The 15161-nt window shown below is 66.2% G+C and carries 14 protein-coding genes and 1 pseudogene; 6 read left to right on the top strand and 9 right to left on the bottom strand.

The features are described from left to right. Nucleotides 1-33: 33 nt before the first annotated feature. Together U4Y91_RS03890 and U4Y91_RS03885 are read right to left on the bottom strand one after the other, a co-directional pair. Nucleotides 34-1662, bottom strand: coding sequence for an electron transfer flavoprotein-ubiquinone oxidoreductase (locus U4Y91_RS03890; RefSeq protein ID WP_415750446.1), 1629 nt, complete (start codon nucleotides 1660-1662; stop codon nucleotides 34-36). Nucleotides 1663-1741: 79 nt separating this feature from the next. After that, nucleotides 1742-3532: an acyl-CoA dehydrogenase gene (locus U4Y91_RS03885; protein WP_321803421.1), complete on the bottom strand. Its 1791-nt coding sequence runs from the start codon at nucleotides 3530-3532 to the stop codon at nucleotides 1742-1744. On the opposite strand from U4Y91_RS03885, the gene U4Y91_RS03880 reads away from it, so the two are divergent. The 6 genes and pseudogenes from U4Y91_RS03880 to pntB all read left to right on the top strand — a co-directional run bounded on the left by U4Y91_RS03880 (nucleotide 3531) and on the right by pntB (nucleotide 9742). Continuing rightward, nucleotides 3531-3893 carry a hypothetical protein gene (locus tag U4Y91_RS03880; protein ID WP_321803419.1) on the top strand — a complete coding sequence of 121 codons (363 nt, stop codon included), beginning with the start codon at nucleotides 3531-3533 and terminating at the stop codon, nucleotides 3891-3893. The two genes, U4Y91_RS03885 and U4Y91_RS03880, sit on opposite strands and share 2 nt — an antisense overlap. A gap of 199 nt (nucleotides 3894-4092) precedes the next feature. Further along, the gene (locus U4Y91_RS03875) at nucleotides 4093-5223 is read left to right on the top strand and encodes a hybrid-cluster NAD(P)-dependent oxidoreductase (RefSeq protein WP_321803416.1); all 1131 of its coding nucleotides are present in this window, start codon (nucleotides 4093-4095) and stop codon (nucleotides 5221-5223) included. A 55-nt stretch (nucleotides 5224-5278) separates the two neighbouring features. Continuing rightward, nucleotides 5279-5668: pseudogene (locus U4Y91_RS03870) on the top strand (M24 family metallopeptidase); the annotation flags it as partial. Further along, complete coding sequence (locus U4Y91_RS03865; RefSeq protein ID WP_321803414.1) at nucleotides 5661-6251, top strand: dimethylsulfoniopropionate lyase; 591 nt, start codon at nucleotides 5661-5663, stop codon at nucleotides 6249-6251. The pseudogene U4Y91_RS03870 and the gene U4Y91_RS03865, both read left to right, overlap by 8 nt. Before the next feature lie 457 nt (nucleotides 6252-6708). After that, nucleotides 6709-8313 (top strand): Re/Si-specific NAD(P)(+) transhydrogenase subunit alpha, encoded by a 1605-nt coding sequence (locus U4Y91_RS03860; protein ID WP_321803412.1) that lies wholly within the window; start codon nucleotides 6709-6711, stop codon nucleotides 8311-8313. A gap of 13 nt (nucleotides 8314-8326) precedes the next feature. Continuing rightward, entirely contained in the window at nucleotides 8327-9742 is a 1416-nt protein-coding gene (gene pntB, locus U4Y91_RS03855; RefSeq protein WP_321803410.1) for a Re/Si-specific NAD(P)(+) transhydrogenase subunit beta, read from the top strand. Nucleotides 9743-9871: 129 nt separating this feature from the next. Here pntB and U4Y91_RS03850 read toward each other — a convergent pair whose 3' ends face one another. The 7 genes from U4Y91_RS03850 to U4Y91_RS03820 form a co-directional block, all read right to left on the bottom strand. Next, a complete protein-coding gene (locus tag U4Y91_RS03850) occupies nucleotides 9872-10309 on the bottom strand; it encodes an Lrp/AsnC family transcriptional regulator (RefSeq protein WP_321803408.1) in 438 nt (145 codons plus the stop codon). Then, nucleotides 10306-10725: a homocysteine S-methyltransferase family protein gene (locus tag U4Y91_RS03845; protein ID WP_321803406.1), complete on the bottom strand. Its 420-nt coding sequence runs from the start codon at nucleotides 10723-10725 to the stop codon at nucleotides 10306-10308. The genes U4Y91_RS03850 and U4Y91_RS03845 overlap by 4 nt, the downstream gene beginning before the upstream one ends. A 104-nt stretch (nucleotides 10726-10829) precedes the next feature. Further along, entirely contained in the window at nucleotides 10830-11999 is a 1170-nt protein-coding gene (locus U4Y91_RS03840; protein ID WP_321803404.1) for an aminotransferase class I/II-fold pyridoxal phosphate-dependent enzyme, read from the bottom strand. 58 nt (nucleotides 12000-12057) lie between these two features. Continuing rightward, entirely contained in the window at nucleotides 12058-12753 is a 696-nt protein-coding gene (locus tag U4Y91_RS03835; protein ID WP_321803402.1) for an ABC transporter permease subunit, read from the bottom strand. 13 nt (nucleotides 12754-12766) lie between these two features. After that, nucleotides 12767-13444: an ABC transporter permease subunit gene (locus U4Y91_RS03830; protein ID WP_321803400.1), complete on the bottom strand. Its 678-nt coding sequence runs from the start codon at nucleotides 13442-13444 to the stop codon at nucleotides 12767-12769. A gap of 72 nt (nucleotides 13445-13516) precedes the next feature. Further along, nucleotides 13517-14296 (bottom strand): transporter substrate-binding domain-containing protein, encoded by a 780-nt coding sequence (locus U4Y91_RS03825; protein WP_321803398.1) that lies wholly within the window; start codon nucleotides 14294-14296, stop codon nucleotides 13517-13519. A gap of 31 nt (nucleotides 14297-14327) precedes the next feature. Further along, entirely contained in the window at nucleotides 14328-15125 is a 798-nt protein-coding gene (locus U4Y91_RS03820) for an ABC transporter ATP-binding protein (RefSeq protein WP_044848454.1), read from the bottom strand. Nucleotides 15126-15161 lie beyond the last annotated feature (36 nt).

The raw sequence follows: 15161 nt of genomic DNA, 5'->3' as shown, positions 1-15161 counted from the left end.
CGTTCGCGCCCGCGGGCGCGGGGATGCGTTGCGTTACATGTTCGGGTAATTCGGCCCGCCGCCGCCTTCCGGCGTGACCCACACGATGTTCTGCGTCGGGTCCTTGATGTCGCAGGTCTTGCAGTGCACGCAGTTCTGCGCGTTGATCACGAGGCGATCTTCGTTGCTGTCGTTCTTGACGAACTCGTAGACGCCGGCCGGACAGAAGCGCGCCTCCGGTCCCGCGTAGGTCCGCAGGTTCACGTTCACCGGCACGCTCGCGTCCTTCAGCGTCAGGTGCGCCGGCTGGTTCTCCTCGTGGTTCGTGTTCGAGATGAACACCGACGACAGCCGGTCGAACGTGAGCTTGCCGTCCGGCTTCGGGTACTCGATCGGCGTGCATTGCGATGCCGGCTTCAGCATCTCGTGGTCCGCATGCTTGTGGTGCAGCGTCCACGGCACGTTGCCGCCCATCAGCTTCTGTTCCAGCCCGACCATCAGCGTGCCGAGATACAGGCCCTTCGCCATCCACTGCTTGAAGTTGCGCGCGCGGTACAGCTCCGTGTACAGCCACGATTGCTTGAAGGCATCCGGGTACGCGTTGAGCTCGTCGCTCTGGCGACCGGCCTGCAGCGCGTCGAACGCGGCATCGGCCGCCAGCATGCCGGTCTTGATCGCCGCGTGGCTGCCCTTGATCCGTGATGCGTTCAGGAAGCCCGCGTCGTCGCCGATCAGCGCGCCGCCCGGGAACACCGTCTTCGGCAGCGACAGCAGGCCGCCCGCCGTGATCGCCCGCGCGCCGTACGACACGCGCTTGCCGCCTTCCAGGAATGCGCGGATCGACGGATGCGTCTTGTAGCGCTGGAATTCCTCGAACGGCGACAGGTACGGGTTCGTGTAGCCGAGGCCCACCACGAAGCCGACCACGACCTGGTTGTTGTCCATGTGATACAGGAACGAGCCGCCGTAGGTATCGGACTTCAGCGGCCAGCCGGCCGTGTGGATCACGAGGCCCGGCTTGTGCTTCGCCGGGTCGATTTCCCACAGTTCCTTGATGCCGATCCCGTACGCCTGCGGATCGGCGTTCGCGTCGAGCTTGAACTTGGAGATCAGCTGACGGCCGAGATGGCCGCGGCAGCCTTCGGCGAACAGCGTGTACTTCGCGTGCAGTTCCATGCCGAGCTGGAAGTTCTCGGTCGGCTCGCCATCCTTGCCCACGCCCATGTTGCCGGTCGCGACGCCTTTGACCGAGCCGTCGTCGTTGTAGAGAATTTCCGCGGCCGGGAAGCCCGGGAAGATCTCGACGCCGAGCGCCTCGGCCTGTGCCCCAAGCCAGCGCGTGACGTTGCCCAGCGAGATCACGTAGTTGCCGTGGTTCTGGAAGTTGGCGGGCAGCGCCCAGTTCGGCGTCGTGACCGCGCTGTTCTCGGACAGGAACAGGAAGCGGTCTTCGCTCACCTCGACGTTCAAGGGCGCGCCCTGTTCCTTCCAGTCCGGAAACAGTTCGGTGATCGCGCGCGGGTCCATCACCGCGCCCGACAGGATGTGCGCGCCGATCTCGGAACCCTTCTCGAGCACGCACACGCCGATCTCGGTGCCTTTCTCGGCGGCCAGCTGCTTGAGCCGGATCGCGGCCGACAGCCCGGCCGGGCCGCCGCCGACGATCACGACGTCGTATTCCATCGATTCGCGCGGGCCGTATTGCGCGAGCAAGTCCTGTGTGGTCAAAATCCTGTCTCCTCCTGCGCCCCGACCGTTACGGTCAGAACTGGTCTTCCGTCAACGCGAGCACGCTCTCGTTGCCCTTCGCGCCGACGATCGACGCTTCGAGCCCGCCTGCCTGCACGAGGACGTGTTCCGCATAGCATTGTGCGATCGCGATCTTCGCATCGAAGAACGCCGTGTCGCTCGCGCGGTTCGCGTGCGCCGCCAGCAGCGCGCGCGCCATCTGCCAACCGCACAGCACCACGCCCGCCAGCTTCAGGTACGGCACGCTGCCCGCGAACACCGCGTTCGGGTCCTGCTTCACGTTCGCGACCACGTAGTCCACCACCGTCGACAGCGAGCGCGCGCCCTTCTCCAGCTGCGCCTTCATCGACGCGGCTGCCGCGCCGTCGACCTTGCCGAGCGCCGCGACGGTGTCGCCGATCTCCGCGATCAGCGCCTTCGCCACCGCGCCGCCGTCGCGCATCGTCTTGCGGCCAACCAGGTCGTTCGCCTGGATCGCGGTCGTGCCTTCGTAGATCGCCAGGATCCGCGCGTCGCGATAGTACTGCGCGGCGCCGGTTTCCTCGATGAAGCCCATCCCGCCGTGCACCTGCACGCCGAGGCTCGCCACGTCGTTCACCATCTCCGTGCTCCAGCCCTTCACGACCGGCACCAGATATTCGTAGATTGCCTGATGACGCGTGCGCGTCGCCTCGTCCGAATGGCGGTGGGCAATGTCGCTGTGCGCGGCTGCGACGTACGCGAGCGCCCGCGCGCCCTCGGTCAGCGCGCGCATCGTGCCGAGCATGCGGCGCACGTCCGGGTGATGGATGATCGTCACCGACTGCTTGGCCGACCCGTCCACCGGGCGGCTCTGCACGCGCTCCTTCGCGAATTCCGCGGCCTGCCGGTATGCACGGTCGGCCACGCCGATCCCCTGCATCCCGACGCCGAAGCGCGCCGCGTTCATCATGATGAACATGTATTCGAGGCCGCGATTCTCCTCGCCGATCAGGTAGCCGATCGCGCCGCCGTTATCGCCATATTGCAGCACCGCGGTCGGGCTCGCCTTGATCCCGAGCTTGTGTTCGATCGACACGCAGTGCACGTCGTTGCGCGCGCCGAGCGAGCCGTCGTCGTTGACCAGGAACTTCGGCACGATGAACAGCGAAATGCCCTTCACGCCTTCCGGCGCGCTCGGCGTGCGCGCGAGCACCAGGTGGACGATGTTGTCCGCCATGTCGTGCTCGCCCCACGTGATGAAGATCTTCGTGCCGAACACCTTGTACGTGCCGTCGCCCTGCGGCTCGGCGCGCGAGCGCACCAGCGCCAGGTCCGAACCGGCCTGCGGCTCGGTCAGGTTCATCGTGCCCGTCCATTCACCCGAGATCAGCTTCGGCACGTAGCGCTGCTTCTGTTCGTCGGTGCCGGCGGTCAGCAGCGCCTCGATCGCGCCGTCGGTGAGCAGCGGGCACAGCGCGAACGACAGGTTTGCCGCGTTCAGCATCTCGATGCACGGCGTCGCGATCAGCTTCGGCAGCCCCTGGCCGTCGTATTCGGCCGGATGCTGCAGACCTTGCCAGCCGCCTTCGACGAACTGGCGGAATGCGGCGCCGAAACCCGGCGTCGCGGTCACGACACCATCCTTCCAGCTGCTCGGATTGCGGTCGCCCTCGACGTTCAGCGGCGCCAGCACCTCGCCGCAGAATTTCGCGGATTCGTCGAGCACGGCCTGCGCCGTGTCGTAGCCGGCTTCCTCGAAACCCGGCAACTGCGCAACGGTGTCGATGCCCGCGAGTTCCTTCAGCACGAACAGCATGTCCTTGACAGGGGCGTTATAGCTCATGGTCGATGTTCCAAATCAGGCGGTGAATGAGGCGCGCGGCCCGGGCGGCTGCGGCAAAACCGGCCAGCGCCAGGCGACGTCGTGGCCCATCGTAATGCCGCGCCGGCGGTTTTCCATTGTCATATCCGGCCCACATGGTGACAAAACCGGCCACGCGATGCGCGGGGCGATGGCGGAAACGGGCGTCCGGGCGGGGCGGTTCGGGTGCCGTTTTCAGCACACGCGACGCGCAATCGGCGTGCCGGCAGAGAATCAGGGGTTAACCCTCTATTCGGTCAACATCGCATGCAAGAGATTCATCGGCTATGGCCTCGTCGTTGACGGTCGGGCCGCTGTTCGTGCGGACACACGTCACGCATAACCTGAGGTAATGCCGCCCGGAAAATAAAGCGCATTGACGCTGTTTCAGGGCCCGCCAATACTCGGCGCACAGCGAAGGCAATCCGGGTACGGAGCGAACCATCGGAACGAGGCGCGATGCACGCCCGTCATCGAGGCCCGGCTTTCGCGAACGACTGCGCGCACATCGAACGTGTGACGCGCCCCAAGGAAGCGATGCCATGAACTCCGTAGACAGCAGGTTCGATCCCGCACCCGAAGCATACGACCGACTCTCCGATCCCGGCACCTGGGACAGCACCGGAAGAACCTGGGCGAGCGGCGAACAGCAGATGCTGACGTGCTGCCGCGTCGTCGACGAGACGCATGACGTCAGGAGCTTCGAGTTCCGTGTAGGCGACGGCTCGCCCGTTCGCTTCGAACCCGGCCAGTTCATGACGGTGTCGGCGAACGTCGACGGCCAGCCGGTCGAGCGCTGCTACACGATCTCGTCGCCGCCGACGCGTCCCTATCTGGTGTCCATCACGGTCAAGCGCGTGCTCGGCGGCATCATGTCGAACTGGCTGCACGACAACATGAAGCCCGGCAGCCAGCTACCGGCTTACGGCCCGTCGGGCAGCTTCACGCCGACGGCGGCACCCGCCGCAAAATTGCTGTACCTGTCCGCCGGCTCGGGCGTGACGCCGCTGATGTCGATGACGCGTGCGAGCATCGATCTCGGGCTCGACCTGGACATCGTGTTCGTCCACAGCGCGAGAACGCCCGCCGATATCGTGTTCCGCAAGGAGCTGCAGCGGCTCGAGGCGCTGTCGCCGCGCCTTCGCACGTACTTCGTCTGTGAAGGTGCCGGCGATGAAGCGCACTGGCCGGGACCGATCGGCCGGCTCAGCCTGCCGTTGCTTGCCGAACAGGTGCCCGACTACGCCGAGCGCGAAGCGTTCACCTGCGGCCCGGCGGGCTACATGAATGCCGTGCGCGACGTCCTGCGCAGCGGCGGACACGATCCCGCACGCTATCACCAGGAGAGCTTCGACATCGGCGCCGGCGTCGCGCCGACACTGGCCGCCCCCGCTGCCGAATCGTCGTCGGAAACCTTCACGGTCAGGTTGGCGCGCTCGTCGAAGACGTTCACGATGAACGCCGCCGACACCGTGCTGTCGGCAGCGAGAAAGGCCGGCGTCGCGATTCCGTCGTCCTGCAGCCAGGGCATCTGCGGCACGTGCAAAACGAAGGTGCTCGACGGCACGGTCGACATGCGGCACAACGGCGGAATTCGCGACCGGGAAGTGCAGAAGGGTTTCCGGCTGCTCTGCTGCAGCCGCCCGACGTCGGACCTCGTGCTGGAGCTCTAGTCCGGCGGCAGGCAACGCGCACGGCACGCTCACGGGCCTTGTTCGCACGTGTCCGGATCGGTGTTCGTCGCGGGTGCTGCAGGCGGGCGACCTGCTCGCGTTCGACACCGACTTGGTCGGGCCGAACGGTTACTGCTCGGACATCTCCCGCACCTGGCTCGTCGGCGACGGCCGTCCGTCGGACGAACAGCGCAAGCTGTACGAATTCGCATACGCACAGGTCCATTTCAATATGAATCTGCTGCGGCCCCGGCAGTCCGAAGGCGGCAGCGTGATGTGCCGTCGATTGCGGCGCGTGCCGCTGGCCGGACGGCAACCGCGGCACGCGCATGGCGGCCAGCACCAAATCGGCCGCCCTTTTTCGCTGTCCGGGTCGGCACGTTTCTCCGTAGACTTCCATCTCATCAGGCCAAGCGAGCAACGGAGCAAAGACCAGGATGAGTGAACGCCCGAAGCACATCGCGGATTTCGTCCGGGTCGCCGGCGATCTGTTTCAATCGGACAAGCTTCCGCCCGCCGCGCGTGCATTCGCGCCGCAAGTGTTCGCGCGGTTGCAGACCCCGTCGGATAACGGCACGCGGCTCGCGGTGCGCTACCCCGCCTGCGAATGGCTCGACCCGGCGCTCGAGTCGGTCGCACGCGTCGACCCGGCGTTCGCCACCGTCGCACGGCTGATCAAGGTGCTCGAACCCGAGATCGGCTGGTCGCGTCGCACGTCGGGCAAGGACGGCAGCCCGAACTACATCGACGGGCACGTGAACGGGATGATCTGCGGGCCCGGCGGCGCCGAAAGCCGCGACGACATTCAGCTCGGCTTCTCGTTGATGATGCCCGGCGTCAGATATCCGGATCATGGTCACGCACCGGAGGAAGCGTACGTGCTCATGACCGCCGGCGAATTCCGGCAGCAAAACGGCGCATGGTTCGATCCCGGGATCGGCGGCGGCATCCACAATCCGCCCGGCGCGCTGCATGCGATGCGGTCCGGCAACGCGCCGTTCCTCGCGATATGGTGTCTGCTGAATTGATCCGACGATCGACGCGGGGTGCCGACGGATTCGCCTGCGACAAGCGGCCAGCCATTGACCTACCGGCCGGTCGGAATCATCAATGGGAGCCGGCCATGGGAACCCGGGCAGGAAGCCGATTATGGGAAGCCCATGCAGTCCCGCCGCGCGGCGGCCGGCTCACGCAGCCGCGCCGCACGTCGGAAGCGGCGGTCCGACCGCATCGTCAACCTCCATTCGGCCGACGCGACGTCGCCCGCGCGTGGATAAAACGCAACAGCACGGCAGAAGACGCGTTCGACGATTTTGTGTCCTCGATGGCGCCGTTGTTATGGGGCATACTCTATTCGCGCCCAGCGAACGGTCGTTCCATTTTTAATGCGAACCCTCGCGCGAGCCACTAAACACACACATGATTCTGTTACCTTGACGCACCGGCCCGAGCGCTTCGCGATGGCCATCACCCATCTTTCACACTATGACATTACAGATTGGGGTTCCTCTGGAGACAGCCACCGGCGAACGGCGCGTTGCGACCGTTCCCGAGGTGGTCGAGAAACTGATCAAGCTGGGGTTTTCGGTGGCCGTCCAAAGCGGCGCCGGTGCCGGCGCGAACTTTGACGACGACACGTACCGCGCGGCCGGCGCGAGCATCGCCGCCACGGCGGCCGAGCTCTGGTCCGGCAGCGACATCGTGTTCAAGGTGCGCCCGCCGAGCGCCGACGAAGTCGCGCTGATGCGCGAAGGCGGCACGCTGATCGGCTTCGTGTGGCCCGCGCAGAACCCCGAGCTGATGCAGCAGCTGGCCGCGAAGCGCGCCACCGTGCTGGCGATCGATTCGCTGCCGCGCACGCTGTCGCGCGCGCAGAAGATGGACGCGCTCACGTCGATGGCCAGCATCAGCGGCTATCGCGCGGTGATCGAGGCCGCGCATGCGTTCGGCCGCTTCCTGAACGGCCAGGTCACGGCGGCCGGCAAGATCCCGCCGGCGAAGGTGTTCATCGCCGGCGCCGGTGTGGCCGGTCTGGCCGCGATCGGCACGGCCGCGAGCCTCGGTGCGATCGTGCGCGCGAACGACACGCGCGCCGAGGTGGCCGATCAGGTCAAGTCGCTGGGCGGCGAGTTCGTCAAGGTCGACTACGAAGAGGAAGGCTCGGGCGGCGGCGGCTACGCGAAGGTGATGAGCGAGGGCTTCCAGCAGGCGCAGCGCGCGATGTATGCGCAGCAGGCCAAGGACGCCGACATCATCATCACGACCGCGCTGATCCCCGGCAAGCCGGCGCCCAAGCTCATCACCGCCGAGATGGTGCAGTCGATGAAGCCCGGCAGCGTGATCGTCGACATGGCCGCCGAACAGGGCGGCAACTGCGAACTCACGGTGCCCGGCGAAGCCGTGGTGCGCCACGGCGTGACCATCGTCGGCTATACCGATCTCGCGTCGCGCCTGTCGCGGCAGTCGTCGACGCTCTATGCGACCAACCTGCTGCGCGTGATCGAGGAGCTGTGCAAGGCCAAGGACGGCACGATCAACGTCGACTTCGACGACGACGCGATCCGCGGCCTCACCGTCGTCAAGGAAGGCAACGTCACGTGGCCGCCGCCGCCGATCAAGCAGGCGGCCGTCGCGCCCAAGCCTGCGGCTGCCGCACCCGCGGCAGTCGCGGCGCCGGCGAAGTCGAAAGGTCATGGACATAGCGGCGAGCCGATGTCGGCCAAGGCGCTCGCGATCGTGTTCGCGATCGGCGCGCTGGCGTTCCTGCTGGTCGGCCAGTTCGCGCCGGCGAGCTTCCTGTCGCACTTCACGGTGTTCGTGCTCGCGTGCTTCGTCGGCTACATGGTGATCTGGAACGTCACGCCGTCGCTGCACACGCCGCTGATGAGCGTGACCAACGCGATCTCGTCGATCATCGCGATCGGCGCGCTCGTGCAGGTCGCACCGCCCCTCGGTGAGCTGGCCAACGCCGGCGATCGTCCGGCCGGGCTGATCCTCGGTCTCGCGGTCGGCGCGCTCACGCTCACGGCCGTCAACATGTTCGGCGGCTTCGCGGTCACGCGCCGCATGCTGGCGATGTTCCGCAAATAAGGGGACGACAACAATGACTTCCAACCTGACTACCGTCTCCTATATCGGCGCCGCGATCCTGTTCATCCTGAGCCTCGGCGGCCTCGCGAACCCCGAAACCGCGCGCCGCGGCAACCTGCTCGGCATGATCGGCATGCTGATCGCCGTGCTGGCCACCGTGGCCGGGCCGCGCGTGTCGGCCGCGGGCATTCCGTACGTGATCGCCGCGCTCGTCGTCGGCGGCGCGGTCGGCCTGTACGCGGCGAAGAAGGTGCAGATGACGCAGATGCCGGAACTGGTCGCGCTGATGCACAGCCTGGTCGGTCTCGCGGCCTGCCTCGTCGGCTTCGCGAGCTACATCGACACGTCGCTGCAGTTCACCGGCGCCGAGAAGGCGATCCATGAAGTGGAAATTTATGTCGGTATCCTGATCGGTGCCGTCACCTTCGCGGGCTCGATCATCGCGTTCGGCAAGCTGTCGGGCAAGATCGGCGGCAAGCCGCTGCTGCTGCCGGCGCGCCACTGGATGAACCTCGCCGCGCTGCTGATCGTCATCTACTACTGCCGCGCGTTCCTGCATGCGGAAAGCATCCAGAACGGCATGCTGCCGCTCGTCGTGATGACCGTGATCTCGCTGCTGTTCGGTGTGCACATGGTGATGGCGATCGGCGGCGCGGACATGCCGGTCGTGGTGTCGATGCTCAACAGCTACTCGGGGTGGGCGGCAGCCGCCACCGGCTTCATGCTCGGCAACGACCTGCTGATCGTGATCGGCGCGCTGGTGGGCTCGTCCGGTGCGATCCTGTCGTACATCATGTGCCGCGCGATGAACCGCAACTTCATCAGCGTGATCGCCGGCGGCTTCGGCAGCGGCGCGGGCGCACCGGCGGCAGCCGGCGGCGGCGCGGCGCAGCCGGCCGGCGAGGCGGTCGCGGTGAGCGCGGCGGAGACGGCCGAGCTGCTGCGCGATGCAAAGCGCGTGATCATCGTCCCCGGCTACGGCATGGCCGTCGCACAGGCCCAGCACACGGTGTTCGAGCTGACGAAGCTGCTGCGCGAGAAGGGCGTCGACGTGCGTTTCGCGATCCACCCGGTCGCGGGCCGCATGCCGGGGCACATGAACGTGCTGCTGGCCGAAGCGAAAGTGCCGTACGACATCGTGCTGGAGATGGACGAGATCAACGGCGACTTCCCCGAGGCCGACGTGTCGATGGTGATCGGCGCGAACGACATCGTGAACCCGGCCGCGCAGGACGACCCGTCGAGCCCGATCGCCGGCATGCCGGTGCTGGAAGTGTGGAAGGCGAAGACGTCGATCGTGATGAAGCGCAGCATGGCGTCCGGCTATGCGGGCGTCGACAATCCGCTGTTCTACAAGGACAACAACCGCATGTTGTTCGGCGATGCGAAGTCGATGCTCAATGAAATCTTCGGCGCACTGAAAGCCTGAGTACGGCCACGCGCGTGGAGCGGGCAGCAAGCCGCTCCAGCGCCGCGTGGCTTCGATACGCCGTCACGGACGCCGAACCGGACGACGCGCAGCCTCCCCGCCTGCCCTTTTCCCATTGCGCCGCTTTGATCACCGCTTGTGGACGACGGAATCGAGCACGAAACTGGTCGTCATGTTTTGCACGCCGTCCAGCGCGCTGATCGTTGCCCAGATGTCGCTGATGCGCTCGTGCGTGGCCGCCTCGATCTGCACCAGCAAATCGACCTCGCCGCTGAGGACCGCGCAATCGCGCACCTCGGCGATCCGCTCGAGTGCGGCGAGCACGTCCGCGCCGCGCATCCGGTCCCGGCGATACACGAGCATCACGGCGCGCACCGGCACGACATCGTCGGGCAATGCGAGCCGCACCGTATAGCCTGCGATGATGTTCAGCGCTTCGAGCCGGTCGATCCGGTTGCGGACCGCCTGCCTGGACAGACCGATCCGGTCGGCCAATACCGCGAGTGGCATCCGCGCATCGGCACACAATGCGTCGATGATCTTCTGGTCCAGGCCGTCGATCTTCATTGGCCGAACCCGGTGTGCGCGGCGCCGCGCGCATCGACCGCGTCGCGCAATGCCGCGATGTGGCCGGGACCGATTCCGCAACACCCGCCGACGATCCGCGCGCCCAGCGCAAGCCACTGCTCCGCCCATCTTGCATAGCCAGGCGGATCGATGTCGCCGCGCAGGCCGTGGAGTTCCTCGTTCGCGCACGCATCGGCGCGCTGAGGCGGAAACGCGTTCGCATAGGCACCGATCACGAGCGACGTTCCCGTGCTTGCGAGCGTGCGCTGCACCGCTTCGATCGCCGCACCCATCGCTTCCGGCTGGCTGCAGTTGAACAGCAGCGCGAGTGCCGACCATTCCGGCTGTCTGAACGGCGCCCCCATCCGCGCCAGTTCGCGCCCCATGCCGCCGTCGAGTACTGTGATGTCATGCATAGTCCGTGCTCCGTCGTTGCGATCCGCGCAGCTCGTGCCCGCATCGATTCAAAGGTCGGCGCGACGCGCGTGGGGCGTCGATCGAGCGTGCGCGCGGGTCCGTGTCAGATCTGCTCCAATGCTTGCGCGATATCGCCTTTCAGGTCGTCGATGTGCTCGATGCCGACCGAATAGCGAATGAAATTGAGCGGGATGTCGGCAGCGCGCATTTGCTCCGCCGACATCGTGCCCGCCCACATGGATGCCGTATGGATCGCGAGCGAATCGACGCCGCCGAGATTGCCTGCATTCAGCGGCAAGCGCAGCGCCTCGACGAAGCGCTGCGCTTCGCCGTAGCTTCCCCGCACACCGAACGCGACCACGCCGCCGAAACCGCGCATCTGCCGGCATGCGAGCCCATGCTGCGGATGGCTGCGCAGGCCCGGATAGAACACACGCTCGATCTTCGCGTGCGCTTCGAGGAATTCGGCGAGCGCCTGAGCGTTCGCATTGATCCGCTCGACGCGCATCGGCAGCGTGCGCAGCCCGCGCAGCAGCAGCCATGCGTCCATCGGCGACAGCACCGCCCCGAGCGTGATGTGCGTATGCCAGATCTGCTCGGCGAGCACGCGGCTCGTGCAGATCACGCCGCCCGTCAGGTCGTGATGGCCGCCCAGATACTTGGTCGCGCTGTGCACGACGATGTCGACACCGAGCCGGTGCGGCTGCTGGTTGATCGGCGACGCGAACGTGTTGTCCGCGAGCGTGAGGATGCCGCGGGCTCTGGCGATTTCGGTCACCGCGGCGATGTCGGTCACGAGCAGCAGCGGATTGACCGGCGACTCGAGCACGATCAGCCGTGTGTTCGGCCGGATCGCGCGATCGAACGCGGCCACGTCGGTCTGGTCGACGAACGTCACCTCGACGCCGAACCGGCGCAGCATGTCGTCGAGCAGCTTCGTGGTGCTCATGTAATGACGCGTCTGGCCGACGACGTGATCGCCGGCCTTCACGACACTGAGGATCGCGGTCGCGATCGCACCCATGCCGGATGCCGTGACGAGCGCGGTCTCGGTGCCCTCGAGCTCCGCCATGACCGCCTTCACGCGCTCGTGAACCGGATTGCCGTAGCGCGTGTAGTTGCGCGGATGCTGCGGCACGCTCGACATCGCCGCGAATTCCTCGCTGCCGGCTGCCTTGAACACCGCCGAATAGTGGATCGCCGGCGCGACCGACTTCTCGTCGGTCACGTCGCGGTCCGCGGCGAGCGCCAGCGTTTCAAGCTTGTATCCCATGTCGTCCTCGGATCGTTCGTTGTGTCGCGTTCGTTATGTCGCGTTCATGCGGCGCCCGTCAGGCACGCACGCTGCCCAGATGGCGATTCAGCAGACCTTCGACGCGTTTGAGCACGGTCGAAAGCACCGCCGTGATACCGACGTACACGATGCCGGCCAGCATCAGCGCGTCGGTCGTATAGGTTTCGATGGAGATGCGTCGCGCGACACCGGTGAGGTCGAGCACGGTGATCGTGCTGGCAAGCGCGGTCGACTTGAGCTGCAGCACGATCTCGTTGCCGAGCGTCGGTGCGACGATGCCGATCGCGCGCGGCACGATCACGAACCAGGTGAGCATGAAGCGGCTCATCCCGAACGCGAGCGCGGCCTCCTTCTCGCCGGCGGGGACGCCGGCGATCCCGCCGCGGATGTCTTCCGCCATGTAGGCCGCGAGATTGAGCGTCAGCGCGCACAACGCACACGAGAACGATCCGCCGACCAGCAGCCACAGAGGCGACGCACGCACGATCGAGAACTGCGCGAGCCCGTAATACAGCACGAAAATCTGCACCAGCAGCGGCGTGCCGCGAAACACCGACATGAACAGGCGGCTCGGTGTCGACAGCCAGCGGCACGCCGACGTGCGCGCGACCGCCAGCGGCACCGCGAGCGCGAACGCCAGTGTGCATGACAGCACCAGCAGCGCGAGCGTGATCCCTATGCCGCGCGCGATGTCCGGGCCGGACTGCGCGATGAGGGAAACAAAGTCGTTCATCAGATGGCCCTCCTCAGGTGCGTGTTGCGTAACCGCGGCCCGCGCTGCGCTCGAGCCACGCGAACACGGGGTTTGATGCGGCGAGAAAGCCGAAATAGACGATTCCGACCGCCACGTAGAAGACGAACGGCTGCTTGGTGAACTGCGCGGCGATGTTGGCCTTGCGCAACATGTCCTCGAGCCCGACGATCGACACCAGCGACGTGTCCTTCAGCAGGTTCTGCCACATGTTGTTCAGGCTCGGCAGGCAGATGCGCCACGCCTGCGGCAGGCGCACGTACCACAGCGTCTGCAGGCGTGTCATCCCGTACGCGCGCGCGGCCTCGATCTGGCCGGCCGGCACCGCGCTGAACGCGCCGCGGAACATCTCCGACGAGTACGCGCCGAATACCACGGCGAGCGCGATCACGCCGGCGGAGAACGGGCTGATGACAACGGCGCCATCGAATTGCGCGTTGAGAAAATGCGACAGCCCGAAGTAGCAGATCAACAGGATCAGGAACTCGGGAATGCCGCGCAGGAAATTGGTCAGCGCGTAGGTCGCATGCCTGAGCCACCCCAGGCTCGACAGTTTTGCCGACGCACCGGCGATGCCGAGCAGCATGCCGGCGCACAGCGCGGCGACTGCCAGCTCCAGCGTGACGAGCGCGCCAGCCGCGATCTGCGCGCCGTAGTTCACCAGGATATCCATCGTAATATCGCTCCGTGTAAGACCGGAATCGCGCAGGCCGCCGTCCGGCGCCCGCGCGGTCCCGATGCGCGGTTATTGCGGCGCGATGCTGAACGGGAAATAGCGCTTGTTGGCTGCGGCGAACGTGCCGTCCGCCTGCACCTGCGCGATGCCCTTGTCGAACAGCGCCTTCAACGGCGCGTCGCCCTTGCGCACCGCGATCGCCGTACCGTCGCCGAAGATCTCCGCATCGGCGATCGGCTTGCCGACGAAGTCGAAGCCTTCCTTCCTGCCGGCCTTCGTCAGCCAGTCGTACGCGACCGTGTTGTCGGCAAACACCGCATCGACACGCCCGGCCTCGAGATCGAGCCAGGCCTCGTCGAGCGTCTGATAGACCTTCACGTCGATCCCCGACTTGCTCGCCGGCAGGCGGCGGCGCAAATAGGATTCGTGCGTCGAGGCCGTCTGAACGCCGATCGTCTTGCCGCGCAGCGTGGTGGCGTTGTCCGTGATGCCCGAGCCCTGCTTCGCGACGAGCTGCACGGGCGCCGTCGTGACGATGCGCGTGAAGTCCACCGACTGCTCGCGCTCCGGCGTCTTCGACATTTGCGCGAGCACCGCATCGATCTGCTTCGCCTTGAGTGCCGGAATCAGCGCGTCGAAATCCATCGTCACCCACTGGCACTTGACCTTCATCGTGTCGCACATCTTCTTGCCGATGTCGATCTCCATGCCCTGCAGCTTGCCGGAGGCATCCTTGTATTCGAACGGCGCGTAATCGGCGAGCGTGCCGACCCGCACGACCTGCTCGGCCTGCGCGACCGATCCGAGCAATGCCGCGCCCACGCACAACGATTGAAGCAGCTTTTTCATGGTTTCCTCTCCGGTTGGCATTGAATCCGCATCAAATGATGCTGGACAGAAACTTCTGGAAACGCGGCGATTTCTGGCTCGCGAACACTTCGTCAGGACTGCCGTCTTCCTCGATTCGTCCCTGATGGACGAACACGACACGGTTCGCGACTTCGCGCGCGAACCCCATCTCGTGCGTGACGACGAGCATCGTGCGTCCCTCGTCGGCCAGCGAGCGCATCACTTTCAACACTTCGCCGACGAGTTCCGGATCGAGCGCCGACGTCGGCTCGTCGAACAGCATCACGTCGGGGTCGGTCGCGAGCGCGCGTGCGATCGCGACGCGCTGCTGCTGGCCGCCCGACAGCTGGTTCGGATAGTGTTCGCACTTGCCGGCGAGCCCGACCCGTTCGAGCATCGCGATCGCCTTGTCGCGGGCATCGCGCTTCGGCACGCCGAGCACGCGCACCGGCACGAACATCACGTTCTGCAGCACGGTCATGTGTGCCCACAGATTGAACTGCTGGAACACCATCGCGAGCCTGCGGCGCACGCGCATCACCTGCCGCGCGTCGGCCGCGACGAGCGCGCCGTCGCGGCCTGCCTGTTTCAGCGCGAGCGTTTCGCCATTCACGCAGATCCGGCCGCGGTCGGGCATTTCCAGCAAGTTGATGCACCTGAGGAACGTACTTTTCCCCGACCCGCTGCTGCCGAGGATCGACACGACCTCGTGATTCTTCGCGGTCAACGAGATGCCCTTCAGCACCTCGACACCGCCGAACGACTTGTGAATATCCTCGACCACCAGCGCGTCCGCCGCCGGTTTGCATGCAGGAATTGCTGCTGGCATCCTCGACTCCTTCTTCGATACGTTGCTCACACCGCT

This window comes from Burkholderia sp. BCC1993 (genome assembly GCF_905339865.1).
In the GTDB taxonomy this organism is placed as follows: Bacteria; Pseudomonadota; Gammaproteobacteria; order Burkholderiales; family Burkholderiaceae; genus Burkholderia.
The sequence above is the reverse complement of the archived record's forward strand: the minus strand, read 5'-3'. Positions and strand labels throughout refer to the sequence as shown.

Coding starts and splice junctions, on each gene's coding strand:
- U4Y91_RS03820 (WP_044848454.1), bottom strand. CDS start 15,125: ATGCCAGCAGCAATTCCTGCATGCAAACCGGCGGCGGACGCGCTGGTG.
- U4Y91_RS03880 (WP_321803419.1), top strand. CDS start 3,531: ATGGTCGATGTTCCAAATCAGGCGGTGAATGAGGCGCGCGGCCCGGGC.
- U4Y91_RS03875 (WP_321803416.1), top strand. CDS start 4,093: ATGAACTCCGTAGACAGCAGGTTCGATCCCGCACCCGAAGCATACGAC.
- U4Y91_RS03840 (WP_321803404.1), bottom strand. CDS start 11,999: ATGGGATACAAGCTTGAAACGCTGGCGCTCGCCGCGGACCGCGACGTG.
- U4Y91_RS03845 (WP_321803406.1), bottom strand. CDS start 10,725: ATGCATGACATCACAGTACTCGACGGCGGCATGGGGCGCGAACTGGCG.
- U4Y91_RS03850 (WP_321803408.1), bottom strand. CDS start 10,309: ATGAAGATCGACGGCCTGGACCAGAAGATCATCGACGCATTGTGTGCC.
- U4Y91_RS03885 (WP_321803421.1), bottom strand. CDS start 3,532: ATGAGCTATAACGCCCCTGTCAAGGACATGCTGTTCGTGCTGAAGGAA.
- U4Y91_RS03860 (WP_321803412.1), top strand. CDS start 6,709: ATGACATTACAGATTGGGGTTCCTCTGGAGACAGCCACCGGCGAACGG.
- U4Y91_RS03825 (WP_321803398.1), bottom strand. CDS start 14,296: ATGAAAAAGCTGCTTCAATCGTTGTGCGTGGGCGCGGCATTGCTCGGA.
- U4Y91_RS03830 (WP_321803400.1), bottom strand. CDS start 13,444: ATGGATATCCTGGTGAACTACGGCGCGCAGATCGCGGCTGGCGCGCTC.
- pntB (WP_321803410.1), top strand. CDS start 8,327: ATGACTTCCAACCTGACTACCGTCTCCTATATCGGCGCCGCGATCCTG.
- U4Y91_RS03835 (WP_321803402.1), bottom strand. CDS start 12,753: ATGAACGACTTTGTTTCCCTCATCGCGCAGTCCGGCCCGGACATCGCG.
- U4Y91_RS03865 (WP_321803414.1), top strand. CDS start 5,661: ATGAGTGAACGCCCGAAGCACATCGCGGATTTCGTCCGGGTCGCCGGC.
- U4Y91_RS03890 (WP_415750446.1), bottom strand. CDS start 1,662: ATGGAATACGACGTCGTGATCGTCGGCGGCGGCCCGGCCGGGCTGTCG.